The organism is Zhongshania guokunii (genome assembly GCF_040892635.1).
Classification (GTDB): Bacteria; Pseudomonadota; Gammaproteobacteria; order Pseudomonadales; family Spongiibacteraceae; genus Spongiibacter; species Spongiibacter guokunii.
Genome location: NZ_JBFRYA010000009.1, coordinates 1 through 18,097, shown reverse-complemented (window position 1 = coordinate 18,097; position 18,097 = coordinate 1). Strand labels below are relative to the sequence as shown.

Annotated in this window: 16 protein-coding genes; 13 read left to right on the top strand and 3 right to left on the bottom strand. The window is 50.5% G+C overall.

Features of this window, described 5'->3' with window-relative positions:
- Positions 1–263 precede the first annotated feature (263 nt).
- The 3 genes from acnA to AB4876_RS11300 all read left to right on the top strand — a co-directional run bounded on the left by acnA (position 264) and on the right by AB4876_RS11300 (position 4,987).
- Positions 264–2,906 (top strand): aconitate hydratase AcnA, encoded by a 2,643-nt coding sequence (acnA, locus tag AB4876_RS11310; protein WP_368381763.1) that lies wholly within the window; start codon positions 264–266, stop codon positions 2,904–2,906.
- Positions 2,907–2,990: 84 nt separating this feature from the next.
- Positions 2,991–3,371: a DUF6489 family protein gene (locus tag AB4876_RS11305; RefSeq protein ID WP_368381762.1), complete on the top strand. Its 381-nt coding sequence runs from the start codon at positions 2,991–2,993 to the stop codon at positions 3,369–3,371.
- 29 nt (positions 3,372–3,400) lie between these two features.
- Positions 3,401–4,987, top strand: a complete 1,587-nt coding sequence (locus AB4876_RS11300) for a nitrilase-related carbon-nitrogen hydrolase (RefSeq protein ID WP_368381760.1) — start codon at positions 3,401–3,403, stop codon at positions 4,985–4,987.
- Positions 4,988–5,068: 81 nt separating this feature from the next.
- Here the strand turns inward: AB4876_RS11300 and msrA are convergent, their stop codons facing one another.
- Complete coding sequence (msrA, locus tag AB4876_RS11295; protein ID WP_368381759.1) at positions 5,069–5,716, bottom strand: peptide-methionine (S)-S-oxide reductase MsrA; 648 nt, start codon at positions 5,714–5,716, stop codon at positions 5,069–5,071.
- 214 nt (positions 5,717–5,930) lie between these two features.
- Between msrA and speD the strand changes: the two genes are divergently transcribed.
- The 5 genes from speD to AB4876_RS11270 all read left to right on the top strand — a co-directional run bounded on the left by speD (position 5,931) and on the right by AB4876_RS11270 (position 11,344).
- Positions 5,931–6,386 (top strand): adenosylmethionine decarboxylase, encoded by a 456-nt coding sequence (gene speD, locus AB4876_RS11290; RefSeq protein WP_368381758.1) that lies wholly within the window; start codon positions 5,931–5,933, stop codon positions 6,384–6,386.
- Positions 6,379–7,227: a polyamine aminopropyltransferase gene (gene speE, locus AB4876_RS11285; RefSeq protein ID WP_368381757.1), complete on the top strand. Its 849-nt coding sequence runs from the start codon at positions 6,379–6,381 to the stop codon at positions 7,225–7,227. Before speD ends, speE begins: the two co-directional genes overlap by 8 nt.
- Before the next feature lie 298 nt (positions 7,228–7,525).
- A complete protein-coding gene (locus AB4876_RS11280; protein WP_368381755.1) occupies positions 7,526–9,784 on the top strand; it encodes an Orn/Lys/Arg family decarboxylase in 2,259 nt (752 codons plus the stop codon).
- On the top strand, positions 9,738–10,535 hold the full coding sequence (locus AB4876_RS11275; RefSeq protein ID WP_368381753.1) for a hypothetical protein: 798 nt from the start codon (positions 9,738–9,740) through the stop codon (positions 10,533–10,535). The genes AB4876_RS11280 and AB4876_RS11275 overlap by 47 nt, the downstream gene beginning before the upstream one ends.
- Before the next feature lie 623 nt (positions 10,536–11,158).
- Complete coding sequence (locus AB4876_RS11270; RefSeq protein WP_368381752.1) at positions 11,159–11,344, top strand: hypothetical protein; 186 nt, start codon at positions 11,159–11,161, stop codon at positions 11,342–11,344.
- On the opposite strand, the gene AB4876_RS11265 is transcribed toward AB4876_RS11270, so the two are convergent.
- The gene (locus tag AB4876_RS11265; RefSeq protein WP_368381751.1) at positions 11,319–12,260 is read right to left on the bottom strand and encodes a type II secretion system F family protein; all 942 of its coding nucleotides are present in this window, start codon (positions 12,258–12,260) and stop codon (positions 11,319–11,321) included. The two genes, AB4876_RS11270 and AB4876_RS11265, sit on opposite strands and share 26 nt — an antisense overlap.
- Before the next feature lie 117 nt (positions 12,261–12,377).
- Between AB4876_RS11265 and AB4876_RS11260 the strand changes: the two genes are divergently transcribed.
- The 5 genes from AB4876_RS11260 (at position 12,378) to AB4876_RS11240 (ending at position 15,933) form a co-directional block, all read left to right on the top strand.
- Positions 12,378–12,881: a DnaJ domain-containing protein gene (locus tag AB4876_RS11260; protein ID WP_368381750.1), complete on the top strand. Its 504-nt coding sequence runs from the start codon at positions 12,378–12,380 to the stop codon at positions 12,879–12,881.
- 80 nt (positions 12,882–12,961) lie between these two features.
- Entirely contained in the window at positions 12,962–13,300 is a 339-nt protein-coding gene (locus tag AB4876_RS11255; protein WP_368381749.1) for a hypothetical protein, read from the top strand.
- A gap of 63 nt (positions 13,301–13,363) precedes the next feature.
- Complete coding sequence (htpX, locus tag AB4876_RS11250) at positions 13,364–14,251, top strand: protease HtpX (protein ID WP_368381748.1); 888 nt, start codon at positions 13,364–13,366, stop codon at positions 14,249–14,251.
- Complete coding sequence (locus tag AB4876_RS11245; protein WP_368381747.1) at positions 14,251–14,895, top strand: class II aldolase/adducin family protein; 645 nt, start codon at positions 14,251–14,253, stop codon at positions 14,893–14,895. Before htpX ends, AB4876_RS11245 begins: the two co-directional genes overlap by 1 nt.
- A gap of 243 nt (positions 14,896–15,138) precedes the next feature.
- Positions 15,139–15,933 (top strand): putative porin, encoded by a 795-nt coding sequence (locus tag AB4876_RS11240; RefSeq protein WP_368381745.1) that lies wholly within the window; start codon positions 15,139–15,141, stop codon positions 15,931–15,933.
- A gap of 601 nt (positions 15,934–16,534) precedes the next feature.
- Here AB4876_RS11240 and AB4876_RS11235 read toward each other — a convergent pair.
- Positions 16,535–17,932: a hypothetical protein gene (locus AB4876_RS11235; RefSeq protein WP_368381744.1), complete on the bottom strand. Its 1,398-nt coding sequence runs from the start codon at positions 17,930–17,932 to the stop codon at positions 16,535–16,537.
- Positions 17,933–18,097: the final 165 nt, after the last annotated feature.

Genomic DNA, 18,097 nt, shown 5'->3' with positions numbered 1-18,097 from the left:
GACAACAGCGGGGCCGACACCCCGTGATCGATATCGATTACAGCACAGCAAGAACAATAATTCACTAGAAAAATGGCACTATAAGCAGTAGGCCGCTGGCCGTGCATGCCAGAAAAATCCTGCACTTTAAACGCTACACTTAAGCCCACAAGCCCACACCCACCCATCAATATTCAGCTTTACACAGCGGAGAAACCTGCTTTTTCAGCTGTCTGTGCTAGGGTAAGCGATGCACACACGACTACGCTCATAGGAGTTCAACCATGCAGTCCACAAAACACCTGCTCTCAGAGCTGATTTGCGGCGAGCAGAGCTACCAATATTACGATTTGCAAAAATTGGGCGATGACAATTTGGCCCAACTCCCTAAGTCACTCAAAATTTTACTAGAAAACCAACTTCGCCATTTCGACGGCAAAACCGTAAACGCCGACATTATCGTTGCGTTCTCACGCTGGCTCGACAACGCCAGCGGCGGCCAAGATCTCAATTTTTCGCCCGCCCGAGTATTGATGCAGGATTTCACCGGAGTACCCGCGATTGTCGATTTAGCCGCCATGCGCGATGCCGTTGCCAAGCGCGGCGGCGATGTATCGGCCATCAATCCGCAAATCCCAGTACACCTTGTTATTGACCACTCGGTCACCGTGGATCAATACGGGTCCCCCCAAGCCTTTGGCGAAAACGTAGCAAAGGAGATGGAGCGCAACGAAGAGCGCTACCGCTTTTTAAAATGGGGCCAATCGGCCTTCCGCAATTTTAGCGTGGTACCGCCGGGGACCGGTATTTGCCATCAGGTTAACTTAGAGTATTTGGCCCAAGTGGTATGGGTGAGCGAAGACGGCAAGATGGCCTATCCCGACACCGTGCTTGGCACCGACAGCCACACACCGATGGTAAATGGCTTGGGCGTACTCGGCTGGGGCGTGGGCGGCATAGAGGCCGAAGCAGCATTGTTAGGTCAGCCCTATTCAATGATGCTGCCCGACGTTGTTGGCTTTGAACTGAGCGGCAAATTATTGGAGGGCGTTACCGCAACCGACTTAGTGCTCAGCGTAGTAGAAATTCTGCGCCGCGAGGGCGTGGTCGGTAAATTTGTTGAATTTTTTGGCGACGGCTTAGCCGAACTCAGTGTGGCTGACCGCGCCACCATCGCCAATATGGCGCCGGAATACGGCGCAACCTGCGGTTATTTCCCAGTAGACGAAGCCACCCTCGCCTACCTAAAACTAACCGGTCGGCCGTCGCAAACCATTGCCCTGACCGAGCAATATTGCAAAGCTCAAGGTCTGTGGCGAAACCCCGGCGACCAGCCAGTATTCAGCCACAGCGTAACCTTAGACTTGACGAGCGTGGTACCCAGCCTAGCCGGTCCCAGCCGCCCCCAAGACCGAGTCGCGGTTAGCGATCTAGGCAATGCCATGCGCGACTATCTCGCTGCCAGCGAGCGCGATTTAAACGAGACCGCCAACATTGAAGAAATGAAGCTCAAACTTCACCACGGCGACGTAGTTATTGCCGCCATTACCAGCTGCACCAACACCTCTAATCCCGACGTTATGATTGCGGCGGGCTTGGTCGCCCGCAAAGCGCGGGAACGAGGTTTAAGGGTAAAACCGTGGGTAAAAACCTCGCTGGCACCTGGCTCTAAAGTCGTTAGTAAATATCTGGCCGACAGCGGCCTGCAGGACGACCTCAACTCCCTAGGTTTTGATCTAGTTGGCTATGGATGCACTACCTGCATTGGCAATTCTGGGCCGCTGCGCGAGCCCATCGCTAGGGCCATCGACAGTAAAGACATGGTGGTTTCCGCCCTATTATCGGGTAACCGAAATTTCGATGGCCGCATCCATCCGCAGGTCAAAGCCAGCTGGCTGGCCTCACCACCGCTGGTAGTTGCCTATGCACTGGCAGGTACTACCCTGCGCAACTTGCAGGAAGAAGCCATAGCAACCGATAGCAAGGGCGTGGAGGTTTTCCTCAAAGAACTGTGGCCGAGCACGGCCGAAATTCACGAAATACGTAAAATTGTGAGCGGCGCGATGTACCGCGACGCCTATAAAGATGTCTACCTTGGGACCGAGGAATGGCAGGCAATTGCTGTTGAAAAAAGCGACACTTATCAGTGGCAAGTTGACTCAAGCTATATTCGCTGCCCGAGCTTTTTTGACAATCCACAGCTGGCCGGCGAAGAATTCCCCGCCTTACACAGCGCGCGTATTCTGGGCCTGTTTGGCGACTCTATCACCACTGACCATATTTCCCCTGCAGGCAAAATTGCCACCGACAGCCCCGCCGGTCACTACCTACAGAGCCTTGGCGTTGCCCCCAGCGATTTCAACTCCTACGGCTCGCGGCGCGGCAACCACGAAGTAATGAGCCGCGGCACTTTTGCCAATACTCGCCTACACAACAAACTGGTGGACCGCGAAGGCGGCTACACCCTCGCGCCAGACGGAGAAACCGTACTGCCCATATTCAAAGCAGCCATGAAATACCTTGACGACGACAAGCCACTCGTCATCATTGCCGGCAAACAATACGGCTCCGGTTCAAGTCGTGACTGGGCAGCCAAAGGCACCCTATTACTTGGTGTAAAAGCCGTTATTGCGGAAAGTTTTGAGCGAATTCATCGCTCCAACTTGGTCGGCATGGGCGTTATGCCCGTTGAGTTCGATAAGGAAATCCCAAGAGAAATGCTCGACCTGCAAGGCAACGAACGCGTTGACATCATCCCCTGCGAGGAGCAACTCAAGCCCAAACAAACCGTACGCATTGTGCTATCGCGCAGCGATGGCAGTCGCCACGAGGTATTGGGCCGCTTGCGCATTGACACTCAAGAAGAGCTCGCCTATTTCCGCCACGGCGGCATTCTGCAATATGTACTCAGCCAGCTTAATAATTAAAAAACGCCTCCGCTTTGTCGCTAAAGATTGACCCGGCAACTGCGGATGGCATACTCACTGCTTGCAATGCGGGGTAACTAAAATATGAAAATTCATCTCGAAGTTGAAATCAGCCCAGAAGAAGTGCGCCGCATGGTCGGCCTGCCTGACGCCCAGCCATTATGGGATGCGGTATACAAACGCATTGGCGAAGGTGACACCGAAATGATCCAGCAAATGGCCAAAACCGCGTTTACAGAAGGCATGAAAACCCTAGATCTATCGGCGCGAGTACTTAAATCATTAAGCGGCTTAGCCACCAATCGCAAAACAGCTGACAAAGCCGCGACCGACAAACCGAGCAACGAAACCAATAGTGCTAAAAGTACCGGAAAAACCACTGCCACAAGCACTACCCCAAACAAAGCAGAAAGCGTAAAGTCCGGCCCAGTTCGGCGCAGTGCTAGCAGTAAAAACAAAGACTAATTTCCTAGCCTCAATCAAGAGTTAATATCATGGCCAGAAACACCACTGGTGGTAAAAAAATCGCCTCCACCGGCAAAGTCCTGCGGGTTAGAAACGCAATGATAAAGGACATCCCAGCCATTGCTGCGCTCTCTAAGCGGGTTTACGACGGCACTGGGATCGACCCCTATACTCGCGCCGAATTGCGCGGCCAGCTCAATAATTTTGGTGAAGGTAAATTTGTTGTCACCTTAGAAGACGATATTGTCGGCTACTGCGCAACCTTCCGCGTAAGTGGTGACGTGTGCCTAAAACCTCATAGCTGGGCGGCGATTACCGCCAACGGCTACGGCACCCGCCACGACCCCGAAGGCGAGTGGATGTACGGCATGGAAGTCTGCGTAGACAGCAGCGTGCGCGGCTACCGTATTGGTCAGCGGCTTTACAATGCGCGTAAAAAGCTCTGTGAATCACTGGGACTAAAAGGCATTGTCTTTGTCGGCCGCCTGCCTAGCCTCTCGAGGCGTATGAAAAAATACGGCAGTGCACAAAACTACTTAGACGCCGTGGTTAGCCAAAAAACCCGCGACCCGGTGTTATCGTTCCAACTCCATAATGACTTTGAAGTACTCGACCTAGTCCCCAACTACTTAAATGCCGATAAAGACTCGATGGGCTACGGCGTACATCTGGTATGGAACAACCCCAAGGTTGAAACTGCCGCAGCTGCGGCGCACATCAAACGCCACGGCGGCCGCCAACCCGACACTGTGCGGGTCGGCACCGTGCAATATATGCAACGTAAAGTAGATTCTTTTGCGCAGTTCATGACGTTTATTGAATACTTTGTTGACGTAGTCGCCGACTATAAAGGCGACTTCGTCGTCTTTCCCGAGCTAATCACCCTACAACTCCTGTCGATTGAGAATCAGGAGTTAACACCAATTCAATCAATAGAAGCGCTGACCAAATACACGCCACGTTATGTTGAAGCGATGCAAGATTTGGCTGTGCGCTATAACATCAATATCATCGGCGGGTCACATCCAACTCGGGTCGCAAATGGTCGGGTAGAAAACATCTCTTATGTTTTTCACCGCGATGGTCGCGTCGACGAACAGGCTAAAATCCACCCAACCCCCAATGAAGTGTATTGGTGGAATATCGAAGGCGGCAACGAGCTGAATGTAATCGACACCGACTGCGGCCCAATTGGCGTGTTGATTTGCTATGACTCGGAGTTTCCGGAGCTCGCTCGTCATTTGGTTGATCAGGGCGCAGAAATCCTATTCGTACCTTTCTGCACAGACGAACGCCAAAGTTACCTGCGGGTGCGCTACTGCTGCCAGGCCAGGGCCGTCGAAAATCAAGTTTACGTGGTAATGTCCGGCAATGTCGGCAACTTGCCCAATGTCGCAAACATGGACATTCAGTACGCCCAAAGCGGTATCTTTACTCCCTGCGACTTCCACTTTGCTCGCGACGGTATCGCCGCCGACACCACCCCCAACGTGGAAACCGTGGCCATTGCCGATTTACGCCCAGAGGCATTAAGGGTCGCGCGCAATAGCGGTACGGTGCAGAACTTGCGCGACCGCCGTCATGATCTGTATCAGACAAAATGGCGGGGTAATTAAAGGCTGAATGCTAGACGGGAGACGCTAAAAACCAAAGCACCGGTGTTTTTGCGTTTTTCGTCTCCCATCCAGCGTCTCCCGCTACGAAAGCGGGCAACTAACCCCTGTACCACCCAAACCGCAATAGCCGCCTGGATTCTTGTCTAAATACTGCTGGTGATAATCTTCGGCGTAATAAAACTCAGTGGCCATTACGATTTCGGTGCTAATTTCTGGCAAGCCGGCTTTACTTAACGCTTGTTGATATTGCTCGGCGGAGGCTTTTGCCAGTGCCAACTGGGCTTCGTCTGAGCAATAAATACCCGAGCGGTATTGGGTGCCAATATCGTTGCCTTGACGCATACCCTCAGTGGGATTGTGGCTCTCCCAAAACACGGTCAGCAATTTTTCCGCACTGACTATTGCAGGGTCAAACACCACTAACACTACCTCGTTGTGGCCGGTCATACCCGAACATACTTCGTGGTAGCTCGGATTTGGAGTGTAGCCGCCGCAATAGCCAACTGCCGTGGTATACACCCCCGCTTGCTGCCAAAACTTACGCTCAGCACCCCAAAAACAACCAAGGCCAAACACCAGCTGCTGGAAGTCGGCTGGGAATGGTCCAACCATTGGGGTTTTTAACACCGTGTGCGCGGCTGACACCGGCATTTTCTCACTGCGGCCAGGCAGTGCTTGCTCTGCCGTGGGGATAATTGCTGGCTTGCGGTAGCGATCAAAAATACTCATAGCACAGGCTCCTTATATACTTCCATAAACTGGTAACTACTATGCCTTGATTTACCACTCCCAGGCCAGCGCCAGAAAGTGATAAAACCCTACGCCCTTCAATGACTTTGGCATATGGCTAGCAAGGGGATTTTAACAGGATTTTTTATTGCTATTTGGGGGGAAACACGTTTAAATCGCCGGCTCTTTCACCTACGCGGAGGATTTATGCTAAATGAAAAGCCTAGATCATATGCCCTCTTTGGAGGCCGGCGCTGCCACGTGTAACCCGATTACACAGTCCGACGAAAATCTCGACCACCTCATTATTCGTGACGGCGTAGCTTACGCTGGAACGCATTTAATTATCGATCTGTGGGGCGCCTCCCACCTCGACGAACTCCCCCGCATGGAAAAAGCCTTTATTGACTGCGTCAATGAATGCGGTGCAACGCTGTTACATATTCATATGCACCACTTTACTCCAAATGGTGGCGTTTCTGGCGTTGCGGTATTGGCAGAGTCACATATTAGTGTGCACACTTGGCCAGAGCGCGACTACGCTGCCTTTGACGTATTTATGTGCGGCGATGCAAAACCAGAACTGGCTGTAGAGATCCTGCAAAAGGCCTTTTCACCCACTCGTATTGAAGTGAGCGAAAACCTGCGCGGGAGAATGGACGATGTCTGAGTGGTTTAACGAAACCCTCCACGGCGACTACCACCAAGGTTTTAAGGTTCGCGAGGTCTTGTTTGAAAGTAAGACCGAACACCAGCATCTCGTTATTTTTGAATCCGGTAGCTTTGGCCGGGTCATGGCGCTGGATGGCATCATCCAAACTACCGAGCGCGATGAGTTCATCTATCACGAAATGCTGGCTCACACCCCGCTGTTCGCGCATGGCAATGCCAAAAATGTGCTAATTATTGGCGGCGGTGACGGTGGCCTACTTCGCGAAGTGCTAAAGCACCCCGAAGTAGAAAGCGCTGTGCAGGTCGAAATTGACCAAGCTGTTATCGATATGTGCGTTAAATATCTGCCCAATCACTCTGCTGGCGCCTATGAAAATCCCCGCGCAGAAATTGTGATTGGCGATGGTATTGATTTCGTCAAGCAGTGCGACCGCCAGTTTGATGTCATCCTGTCGGACAGCACCGACCCCATCGGGCCCGGCGAAGTGTTATTTACATCGCCATTTTACGAAGGGATCAAACGCTGTCTGAAGCCCGGCGGTATTTTTGCTGCTCAGAATGGCGTGGCCTTTATGCAACCCGATGAAGTCAGCACCAGCCATAGACGCTTGTCACCGCTGTTTAGCGATACTGCTTTTTATGCTGCTGCGGTCCCCACCTATATCGGCGGCGTAATGACCTTTGCTTGGGCCAGCAACGAGCCAAGCGCTCGCACGCAAGACTTAAGCACTTTACAAGCTCGGTTTGCTGCCAGTGGAATCAAAACCCGCTACTACAATCCGGCGCTGCACATTGGTGCTTTTGCCCTTCCCCAGTATTTGCTCGACAGCATAGACTGAGGCAGGCCACTGCCCGCCGCTTTCGCGGCGGGCACAAAGTCCTGTGTTTTTTATGCCTAACCCCTCCCGTAAACTTTCCGTGCGTCAACCCAGTTTATCCGTCAAAATAGCACCAACTTGGCTGACAGCCGTCATCGATTATTGTTAGGGTAGACAACTAATAACGTACTACTATTAGCCAAATTAAAATCAACGATACAAAGCCGCGCCGCCACTCTGATATAGCTTAATATGCTATGCGACGCTAACAGCGCCCGGTGCATCCGGGAAAACACCCAAAACCAACATGGCCGTATACATGAAATTTCGCTTTCCTGTTGTCATTATTGACGAAGACTTTCGCTCAGAAAACATCTCTGGCTCCGGTATCCGCGACCTCGCCGACGCCATCAGCAAAGAGGGCATGGAAGTCATCGGTTTAACCAGCTACGGCGACCTTACCGCCTTTGCACAACAGGCGAGTCGCGCCTCCTGCTTCATCCTATCAATCGACGATGAAGAGTTTGGCGACGGCAGTGACGAGACGGTGAGCCAAGCCTTGGAGTCTATTGGCCAATTCATGACCGCTGTGCGCCAGCGCAACACCGATATACCGGTGTTTCTCTATGGTGAAACCCGCACCTCGCGGCATATTCCCAATGAAATACTGCGCGAACTGCACGGCTTCATTCACATGTTTGAAGACACCCCAGACTTTGTGGCCCGTCACATCATTCGTGAAGCCAATAAATACCTGTCAGCCCTCGCGCCGCCGTTCTTCCACGCGCTGATGAACTATGCCAGCGACAGTTCTTATTCGTGGCACTGCCCAGGTCACTCAGGCGGGGTCGCGTTCTTAAAAAGCCCCGTTGGCCAAATGTTCCACCAGTTCTTTGGCGAGAACCTACTCCGCGCCGACGTGTGCAATGCAGTAGAAGAGCTCGGCCAGCTGCTCGACCACACTGGCCCGGTTAGCGCCAGTGAGAACAATGCCGCACGCATATTTGGCTGCGACCACCTATTCTTTGTGACCAACGGCACCTCGACGTCCAATAAAGTGGTATGGCACTCCACCGTCGCCCCCGGCGATATCGTGGTGGTTGACCGCAACTGCCATAAATCGATTTTGCACAGCATCATTATGACCGGCGCGATTCCGGTGTTCTTAATGCCAACCCGCAACCATTACGGCATTATCGGCCCAATTCCAAAAAGCGAATTTGAGCCAGCGGCAATCCGCAAAAAAATTGAAGATCACCCCTTCGCCCGCCACGCCGAAGACAAGAAACCACGTATTCTGACCATTACCCAGAGTACCTACGACGGGATTGTGTATAACGTCGAAGAAATTAAAGACATTCTCGACTCCACCATCGACACCCTGCATTTTGACGAAGCCTGGCTGCCCCATGCCGCCTTTCACAGTTTCTATCACAATATGCACGCCATCGGCGCCGGTCGCCCGCGTTCCGACGACACCCTAGTATTTGCCACCCAGTCTACCCATAAGCTCTTGGCGGGCCTTTCTCAAGCATCGCAGATTCTTGTGCAAGACGGCACCCAGAGGAAACTCGACACCCACCGTTTCAATGAGTCGTATTTAATGCACTCATCCACCAGTCCTCAGTACGCGATTATCGCCTCGTGCGACGTGGCTGCAGCCATGATGGAAGCGCCTGGCGGCACCGCGCTGGTTGATGAATCCATTATGGAAGCACTGGATTTCCGCCGCGCTATGCGCAAGGTCGATGCCGATTACGGCGACGATTGGTGGTTCCGTGTTTGGGGGCCAGAGGTATTGGCCGAAGAAGGTATTGGCGACCGCGACGACTGGGTTATTCACTCCGACGACCGCTGGCACGGCTTTGGCGATATTGAGTCTGGCTTTAATATGCTCGACCCAATTAAGGCAACTATCATTACCCCAGGCCTTGATGTCGATGGCAATTTCGATGAGATCGGTATCCCCGCGTCTATCGTCAGTAAATACCTCGCAGAACACGGCATTATCATCGAAAAAACCGGCATGTACTCGTTCTTCATCATGTTCACTATCGGCATCACCAAGGGCCGTTGGAACTCGATGGTGACAGAGCTACAGCAGTTTAAAGACGACTACGATCAGAACCTGCCGCTATGGCGGGTAATGCCCCAGTTCGCCGCCAAATTCCCGAAATACGAGAAAGTCGGCCTACGCGATCTGTGTAGCGATATTCACAACGTTTATAAAGAATACGATCTGGCGCGGATTACCACCGAGATGTATCTCTCGGAAATGGAAGCGGCAATGATCCCCGCCGACGCGTGGGCCAAAATGTCTCACCGCAAGGTTGAACGCGTCCCCATCGACGAGTTGGAGGGCCGAATTACTGCCATGTTGGTAACCCCCTACCCACCAGGTATTCCGCTACTCATTCCAGGCGAACGCTTCAATAATATTATTGTGCGCTACCTGCAATTTGTACGTGACTTTAACTCCCGTTTCCCCGGCTTCGAAACCGACTGTCACGGCCTTGTTAAAGAAAAGGTCAATGGCGTTGATCATTACTTTGTCGACGCGGTTATTGACGAAGAATAGTCGAAAAATACTAACGGCCAGAGCATCGCTAAGCGAGATAAGTAACTTGAAACGCACAGTACTATTGGGTTTTTCTACTCTTGTGCTTAGCGCATGCACAGCTTTAAGCATCGACCTCGAACCAGCGTTCAGCGCAAACGCTGACGTTTATCCGGTCACTGGCAGGCAAGGTCTATTAATTCGTCAGCGCCTTAGCTTTGGCCCCTTTCAGACCGGTGTTGTGGACCGCGACTGGGACAGTAGCAGCAATATTCAAGTTGCCAATTACAAAAGCAGTGACCGTCACGGCGGCTTTCGCTACACCCTGCAAGGGCCTCGCGCCGAGCAGCAACGCGTAGATTGTCAGCACAATAACAATAGTGAGTCACTGAATTTTGGCAGCGCGCAACGCGGAGAATGGAGCTGGTTACTGGCCGCAGAAAACCGCTTCAACTGTGAAATCAAGCGCGATAAAACCAGCCCGCAGTGGCAAATTGCCATGGGTCAGCGCGGCGCTGAAACGCACCGCCGTGGCGCCCTGTACAGCAACGACGCCAGCTACCAGATAGACAGCATCCACAGTGCAAACAACGGCAGTATTAACATCGGGGGAATCGGCTACCAAATTAGCCGCAATCAGCAAATGCTCGCCGCCGTGGAAACCATCGACCAAGGACGCGTGTGGTTACGTAATGCACTCAGCACAGACGAAGCCCAGCTACTGGCCGCCGCTGCGAGCGCATTATTGCTCTATCAAACACCTGAGGATTAAACTTCGGCATTAACGCCTAAGCCCTAGGAAAAGCCTCATCACAGTGCACGCCAAGTAATTAATTGTGCAATCCGTCGACTTGGCGCAAGCGAGCTGAAAACACTTCGCGAGAAAAAGAATCCGAGCAACTACCCGCCATTCGCAGCAACTTTTCCCCTTTTCCGCCAATTAAGCCCTTATATCACCGATCTTCCGCCCACACTCAAATAATAATTGCCTACTGGCCTGAACTTTGCTAGCTTCGGTGTGTCCGATCAATAGTTGAGATTAGTCGTATCAGGATTAGCTTTTACCGCGTAGTAAACACCCACGTACGGAAAAGCAGCTAGCAAGCCGTGCATTTTTGCCCTCTTGCGAACTGACACCAGATCAATGACCTGAAACAACAGGTCAAATCGGCAAAACCAGACAGTTTTTTCGGTGAGCAACAATACCTTGCGATCTAAGAATTCGCTTTAGTTTAAAGCCAAAAAATTCGCGACGGCATACTCACAAAAAAATTGTCAAAAACGAAAGGCTGTCATACCCCTGTCATTTGAAACAGCGATAGTGGCAACCAGCAGCAAGAAATTAGTAAACACTAATGACAAAGGAAGAAGGCGCAGAAGGCGCAATGGAGAACGATGATGAACAAACAAAATAACGATGTGAATGTAAAAAACTTATGCAGCCGCAAACTTTGGGAACTGCTAAAAAACGCCGAGTGGCAAGATAATTCCGAGCGCTTTGCAATTGAGCGTGAGCTATCAGGACGTCGCCACTATATTGAAGAACTGGAAAAGCTTAGCGCCCGAGAAACCATGCATTAAGCACTACCATATAGGGTAGCAAGCCCAGCAGCAACCACGGCAAGCTACCCGACCAAAACACCAATTGCTCCTCACACACACGATGTATCGCCAGGCCCAATAAGGCTGGCACCTGTTTAGCGTCTAGCATTTCAGAGGCCGGCGGCATCGTTATCCCACGCAGAATCCCGCTACTAAGCAAAGCACTCGAAAATCGCCCCCCCGCTTCAACGTCACTGGCCAATTTATAATAACGCCCATTTATCGGCGCATCGGGCAATCGCCTAGCCGACTGCTTTAAGGCTTGGGGCAGAGAGAAGCCCGCGCCAATGCAATCGGCCAAATGATTCATATAGTGATAACTCTGGTACTGGCTAAGGGCGCAACCGACACCTGGCAAGCGATAACTGATACTCAAGCAAAACCTTTGCAGGGCCGCAGAGTATTGCACCGCTTTAAGCAGGCCGTAAATCGCAATCAAGGGCAGTAATGAGGCGACGCCAATATTCATAGCCTCAGCCCCCGCCATAAACCCGCCACTAAACCAAAGCAAGGGCAAACCGCAGCTAGCAAGCAGTACAATGGCCAGAGGCAACCATAGCTGGCGGCGAAGATTGCGACGAAATTCGGTCTGTAAGCGATAGTGTTCAGCCAAACGCAAATAGATTTTTGCCAAATTACCCACCGCCAAACCAAGCTGCATAAACTGCAGCTCCCAGCGGGTAAACATGCCGCCATCACGTAACTCGTCGAGCACAATCCGCTGCCCACTGGCAAACTGCTCGGCCAGCTCGTCGAGCTGCGCCCGCTGGGCCGTGCGCTGCCCCTTACTCAACAGCGCGACCACCTGATCCCAATTGTTTTCACCGGACTGACTGGCCTGATACAAAGACTGAAACAACACGAAGCGCTGAGCGGGGGATGATCCTGAATCCATGAATAAATCCATTGCGTACAATTGATGGGTCTAAAGCCCACAAGGCTTTATACTTTAGCACAGCTTAAATCGCGGGTAGCGGCTGCACAGGCAATTGCACCCCAGAAAGGACTTAGAATGATAATACGTTTGTTTTTTGCCGTGCTTATTCTCTATGGCATTTATCGATTTGTAAAAACCGTACAAACCAAACCCGTTGATAAGCGTCGCGGTTATTATATAAGTTTGCTAATTGGTTTGGCTGCCGCAGCGCTCGTATTGCTGTCGCTAACCGGTCGCGTCCATTGGATCGCCGGTCTCATTGGTGGCGCCCTGCCCTTCGTTCGCCAATATGTTTTAAAACACATATACCATCGCCTGAATGGCAATCTCGGCAGTAGCAACAAGCAGCAGAACTCACAACAAGACGAGCAAGCCCCACCACCGCGGGCCAGTACAAGCATGAACAAAAACCAAGCCCTGTCGGTACTCGGCTTGAGCGCTGGCGCCAGCGATGAAGAGATTATTGCTGCTCATCGCAAGCTGATGCAGAAATTTCACCCCGATCGAGGTGGCAACGACTTTCTAGCCAGCCAAATTAATGACGCCAAAGACGTTTTGCTCGGCAGGCGCGGCCGCTGATACGGCAGGTTCACCCGCGCGGGCAAACACGGTAAAATCTGTGCCCTTCATTATTTCATTATTCCCAGACAAGGGCTTCAATGACTACTATTTTCGTCATTCAAAATCAGCATGGCCACTACCTTGGCAAACAGCAACAGTGGCTCGATGGCCGCGACCGGCGCCTACTATTTCGCACCGCCCACCGCGACGAGGCGGTAAATGTCATTTTTGAGCAAAGCAGCAAAGATATCTACCTGCGTGCACAACCCCTAGAATGCGAGCTCGATGATAGCAAACAGCCGATTGTAAAGGCTGGGCCGCCTATTGCAGATGAAAATACTGAGCTTAGCTATGAAGCCGGCACGGCGACCGAAACCGCAGAGCCAGCAGACGCCGAACAGCTTAATTTAGGGGAAGACGATATTTCTGCACAATAACTTGAAACTGCATCACCACGCCACCATCTAATAATCGTCATTAACACACCGGAAGTCTGCGCCATGATGCGAATTCTCTTATTTCTTGCCACCAACTTAGCCATTGTGTTTGTTGCCAGCATTACTCTGAGCCTACTCGGCGTAGAAAGTATCATGGCCAGCAATGGCGTCGACCTCAATCTGTCATCGCTATTAATTTTTTGTGCTGTGTTTGGCATGAGCGGCTCGCTAATCTCGCTACTAATTTCAAAATGGATGGCCAAGCGTGCGACACGTGCTCAGGTTATCACTACACCCAATACCAGCGAAGAGCGCTGGCTGCTTGAAACCGTTGCAGAGCTTGCCCAAAAAGCCGGTATTGGTATGCCTGAAGTCGCTATATTTCCCTCTCCGTCGGCCAATGCTTTTGCCACTGGTTGGAACCGTAATGCAGCGCTAGTCGCAGTATCTGAAGGCTTGCTTCGGCAAATGCGTCGCAACGAAGTTCGCGCGGTACTCGCCCATGAAATAGGCCATGTTGCCAATGGCGATATGATTACCCTGACCTTGATTCAAGGCGTAGTGAACACCTTTGTCATGTTTTTTGCCCGTATTATTGGCCACACTGTTGACCGCACTGTATTTAAAACTGAGCGCGGCCACGGCATCGCCTTTTACGTCACTACCTTTATTGCCGAAATGGTTTTAGGCATTTTGGCCTCGACCATAGTGATGTGGTTTTCACGCTGGCGGGAATTTCGCGCCGACGCCGCCGGCGCCAGCCTCGCTGGGCGCGAGGATATGATCGCCGCCCTACAGCGTCTGCAAGCGCAACAAGGGCTGCCCACTGACCTGCCTGGCGAAATGAGCGCCTTTGGTATAAGTAGCCAGACCAAATCCGATTTGGCAGCGTTATTTAGTTCGCACCCACCGCTCGAAAAACGCATTCAAGCCCTGCGGAATGGCCTGTAATGGCCTTCACTGTAGAGCGCTCCCAGCTGGTTGCCGCACTTCATGGCATGAGCAGCAGCAACCTAAGCCCCGGCGCCAGCGGCAACGCCTCGGTGCGCACCGCCGACGGCGGTATGCTAATCTCAGCCAGCGGCCAGCTAGCCGGCAATACTCGCCCCGGCGATCTTGTCTATATCGATAGTGATGGCGAAATCCCCAAGAATCAGCGCAAGCCTTCTAGCGAATGGCGCATGCACTGGCAGGTTTACCTCGATCATCCCGAAGCTGGTGGTATTGTTCACTGCCACTCGCGCTACGCCACGGTGCTAGCTTGCCAGCGTCGCGCCATTCCGGCCTTTCACTACATGGTTGCCATCGCCGGTGGCGACTCAATTCCCTGCGCCCAATATGCAGCATATGGCACTCAAGAGCTGTCTGCCTACGTTAGCACTGCGCTGCAACAACGCCGCGCCTGCCTAATGGCCAATCACGGCCAAATTGCTTATGCAGCAGATCCCCTGCGCGCCTTGGCACTTGCTAAAGACATCGAAGAGTTAGCCGCCAACTATTATTTAAGTTTACAGGGCGGCGAACCCGTGATCCTAAATCAAACAGAAATGACAGAAGTGTTAAGTCGCTATGCCGACTACGGCCAACAAAGTTAGGCTTAGAATTCGGCCCCTCGCCCCTAATCACACTGTGAATTTTGCCTCCTAAATTCCAGCTTTCAGCGGTATTTAATTTTAAAAGCCTGTGCTAATCTCGAGTGCACCATTATTGAGCAAAAACATAATATAGCTCAACAATGGTGCAAGTGTGTGCACTTAAAAATGTCACATAATTATAAAGAGCCTGTCATTAGCCAAGATTACATTGGCTGACAACTGTTCATAACGGGGATGTAGCAAATGAAAAAGACTCTATTAGCCAGTGCGATCGCAATTGTGGCAACCAGCCATGCTTATGCCGACTATCAATTTGAACTCGGCGCGGTGTATACCCAGGGAGAAGCTACCAATACCGACTACGACGGTTTTGGTATCGGTGGCGAATTTCATTTTGATAAAGTAGATACCAGCAAAGGCCCGCTGGCAGAAGCCAGCTTCCTTGATAAATCTTCTTTCGTTAGCTTTGCCTTTATCAGTGAAGAGGATGACGTAGCCAATGCTGACGAAGAAGAAACCACCAATATTGGCGGCCGCTTTGTTACTGCAACCAACATCATTATCGAAGCCGATTGGACAACCGTCGACACCGGCAACTCCGATGCAGACTCTATCCGCGTCGGTGTGGGTACCTACCTAAATGACAATAGCGACGTTGTTGTAAGCTACACCACTGAAGATGACAACAACGCCGACGTAGACTACCTCGACGTCGCCTTTCACGGCGTGAACCCGCTGAACCAAGGCGCGTCTGTTGCCTATGACGTGGCTGTTGGCTATATCGACACCGACAACGATAGTGGCTATCAAATCGCTGTTGGCGGCACATACTACTTCAATACCATGTTCGGTATAGGCGTAAACGCTGGCATCACCGATGTAGGTGACGCCTCTAGCGACACGATCAGTATTGATGCTAGTTTCTTCCCCAATCCGCAAATCGAGCTTTACGCATCGATCTTTGACTCTAGCATTGAAGTGAATAATAACGACGCTGATGCTGACGGCATTTTACTCGGCGCCGCTGTGCGTTTCTAATTTCAAACGATCCCACGCAACGTCTTAAAACCGCCGCTAATCCGGCGGTTTTTTAGTTTATGTCCCGCGGGGTTTAAGCCGCGCCGTGGGCAAACTCTCTAGCGGATTATCCGGCCATGGATCCTTGCCAACAAGTTGACACTTGCTCTAGAAAGCAACTAAAAGCTCCGTAAGATACTGATATATATATCTTATTCTGCTTAGTCGCTTAATAGCCGTTGACTGTCAACAATGACGACTATATTGACCGCCAGAATCCTGACTTACCTGAGCGTTGACAGTTTCCAATCTATCAAAAAGCCGACTGTACGAACCGATTAATTATACATATTTCTCATGTGGCAAAGAGTAATTTCAGAATTCGCCGCTTCGACAGAATGAACGTAAGCGATAAATAAACCACACTTTATACGAGCCACGCATTCCAAGGTAGCCGCGCCCGGAGTTTTTCATCACTCGCTAACGGGGCATTTCCTGATCTGGTAAAAAGCGGATGGTGAAAAAGCCGACTTAGATGGAAATCTGTTAAATGCTCTACAGTCTCAAACGTCACGTTCAGAGAACAATTTTTCCAGAAACGTCTTGTTAGCATTGATCAATGCTAACACTTATAACCTATTGCTTTTGATCGTAGTCGACTAACCAATACAGCATCAGTTGAAGATCTAGTATTTATCGCTCTAACCCAGTCAATAGCCCTACCACCAAAATCTCTACTAGGGTCGGCATTTTTTAATAAATACTGAGCAATCCATACGCCGAAGGGAACATAGGCATTACCCGTCATAGCGGTAGCTACCGCAACACCTCCGAGTCCGAGAATATCTAATCTATTAATTCTATTCTGATTAGTTTCAAACTTTTTAATTTTGTCGTTTAAAAAACCAATTTCTGCAATCGGGTCTTCTATATCTGATACTCCTCTCAAATAGTCACCCAGCCTATCAATATCACTTGAAGTAAAAACATCATCCACTTCCAAAACAGAAACATCATTGTTTAAAGTTAGGAGTCCCTCAATAAAGGGCTCTAGTGATTTTATTGGGTTTACAATAGGAGAATTTTCAACACCAGAATACATGCTTGCGCATAGCTGCGCTGAACTAAAATCAGAATAACTTTCATTTTCGATAGAGCAATAAGTTGCCCCGACAGCCGCTGCCCACTCTACTGACATTGAACTAGCAATCAATTCAATCCGCAAATCCCTTCCTGCAATATTATGAATCAATTCTCCAATTATTGTTCCGACGCCGTTATTAGCAGTACCCATGCCACCCCGGTCACTTATGTTTCGCTCCATCCCTACCCACCCTTGAGCAAGGTTTTTAGCCATTATCTCCCCTATAGGTTTAACCATAGGATCAGAAATATTTTCCAGCAATCTCAATAATTCTCGCTTTGCAGACGCACCAAAAGGTGGGTAAAGAAATGGAATCCTTGAGCGCGTCTCCGCTACCGAAGCGGCAGCTAGTCTGCGCGAGAACAACATGGCGTTAGAATTTACTTCCAGTGCTTTAGCTATAAAATCAATATTATAACGATCAATTGATTGAGGAAGTACAAATTGTATTCGTCCTCGCTCAATCAAACTCAGAAGCTCATGCTCCTGCACGTTAAAAGCAATCAAAGCAGCAACAAAGTGGGTTTTTAGGGGCATTGCAATAATTAAACGCTGATATATCGGTAGATAAGTTCTAATATTACTGGGAGGGAAAACCGTTGCATCTATAAAGCAAGCAGAGCTTTGGCTTAAGAAGGATGCCTTTAATACGTCTTTCCTTGAGAAAATATTCGACGAAAAGACATTGACGCGATTATCAACCCAAAATTCTTCATCCTCCTCATAGGAAGATAAAATGCTACTAGATACCTTACCTTTAATACTCTTGCTTAAAATAAGAGTTAATCCATCCGAAGAATTTCTCGCAGCTTTCTTATTGTTTGTTTCTGGACATTTCGAAGAGGCAACAATTTCGATATCAAAGTTAATCCCCATGTTTGCGAATACAATGTTGACCTCACCCTCTTCTTCTGGTGTTATGTAGTGGCATAGTGAATTTGGCCACCTGATTAGAGGTGATATGATCACCTCTATAACGATACAGGTGATCAATGAGCAACCGTACAAGACCGACTTTTAGCCCAGAATTTCGATTGGAGG

What these genes read in the sequence shown, in the direction of transcription:
- AB4876_RS11240 (WP_368381745.1), top strand. Translation starts at nt 15,139, where the DNA reads ATGAAAAAGACTCTATTAGCCAGTGCGATCGCAATTGTGGCAACCAGC.
- AB4876_RS11245 (WP_368381747.1), top strand. Translation starts at nt 14,251, where the DNA reads ATGGCCTTCACTGTAGAGCGCTCCCAGCTGGTTGCCGCACTTCATGGC.
- speE (WP_368381757.1), top strand. Translation starts at nt 6,379, where the DNA reads ATGTCTGAGTGGTTTAACGAAACCCTCCACGGCGACTACCACCAAGGT.
- AB4876_RS11265 (WP_368381751.1), bottom strand. Translation starts at nt 12,260, where the DNA reads ATGGATTCAGGATCATCCCCCGCTCAGCGCTTCGTGTTGTTTCAGTCT.
- AB4876_RS11255 (WP_368381749.1), top strand. Translation starts at nt 12,962, where the DNA reads ATGACTACTATTTTCGTCATTCAAAATCAGCATGGCCACTACCTTGGC.
- AB4876_RS11235 (WP_368381744.1), bottom strand. Translation starts at nt 17,932, where the DNA reads ATGGGGATTAACTTTGATATCGAAATTGTTGCCTCTTCGAAATGTCCA.
- AB4876_RS11270 (WP_368381752.1), top strand. Translation starts at nt 11,159, where the DNA reads ATGATGAACAAACAAAATAACGATGTGAATGTAAAAAACTTATGCAGC.
- AB4876_RS11275 (WP_368381753.1), top strand. Translation starts at nt 9,738, where the DNA reads ATGGCGTTGATCATTACTTTGTCGACGCGGTTATTGACGAAGAATAGT.
- AB4876_RS11300 (WP_368381760.1), top strand. Translation starts at nt 3,401, where the DNA reads ATGGCCAGAAACACCACTGGTGGTAAAAAAATCGCCTCCACCGGCAAA.
- AB4876_RS11305 (WP_368381762.1), top strand. Translation starts at nt 2,991, where the DNA reads ATGAAAATTCATCTCGAAGTTGAAATCAGCCCAGAAGAAGTGCGCCGC.
- AB4876_RS11260 (WP_368381750.1), top strand. Translation starts at nt 12,378, where the DNA reads ATGATAATACGTTTGTTTTTTGCCGTGCTTATTCTCTATGGCATTTAT.
- htpX (WP_368381748.1), top strand. Translation starts at nt 13,364, where the DNA reads ATGATGCGAATTCTCTTATTTCTTGCCACCAACTTAGCCATTGTGTTT.
- acnA (WP_368381763.1), top strand. Translation starts at nt 264, where the DNA reads ATGCAGTCCACAAAACACCTGCTCTCAGAGCTGATTTGCGGCGAGCAG.
- AB4876_RS11280 (WP_368381755.1), top strand. Translation starts at nt 7,526, where the DNA reads ATGAAATTTCGCTTTCCTGTTGTCATTATTGACGAAGACTTTCGCTCA.
- msrA (WP_368381759.1), bottom strand. Translation starts at nt 5,716, where the DNA reads ATGAGTATTTTTGATCGCTACCGCAAGCCAGCAATTATCCCCACGGCA.
- speD (WP_368381758.1), top strand. Translation starts at nt 5,931, where the DNA reads ATGAAAAGCCTAGATCATATGCCCTCTTTGGAGGCCGGCGCTGCCACG.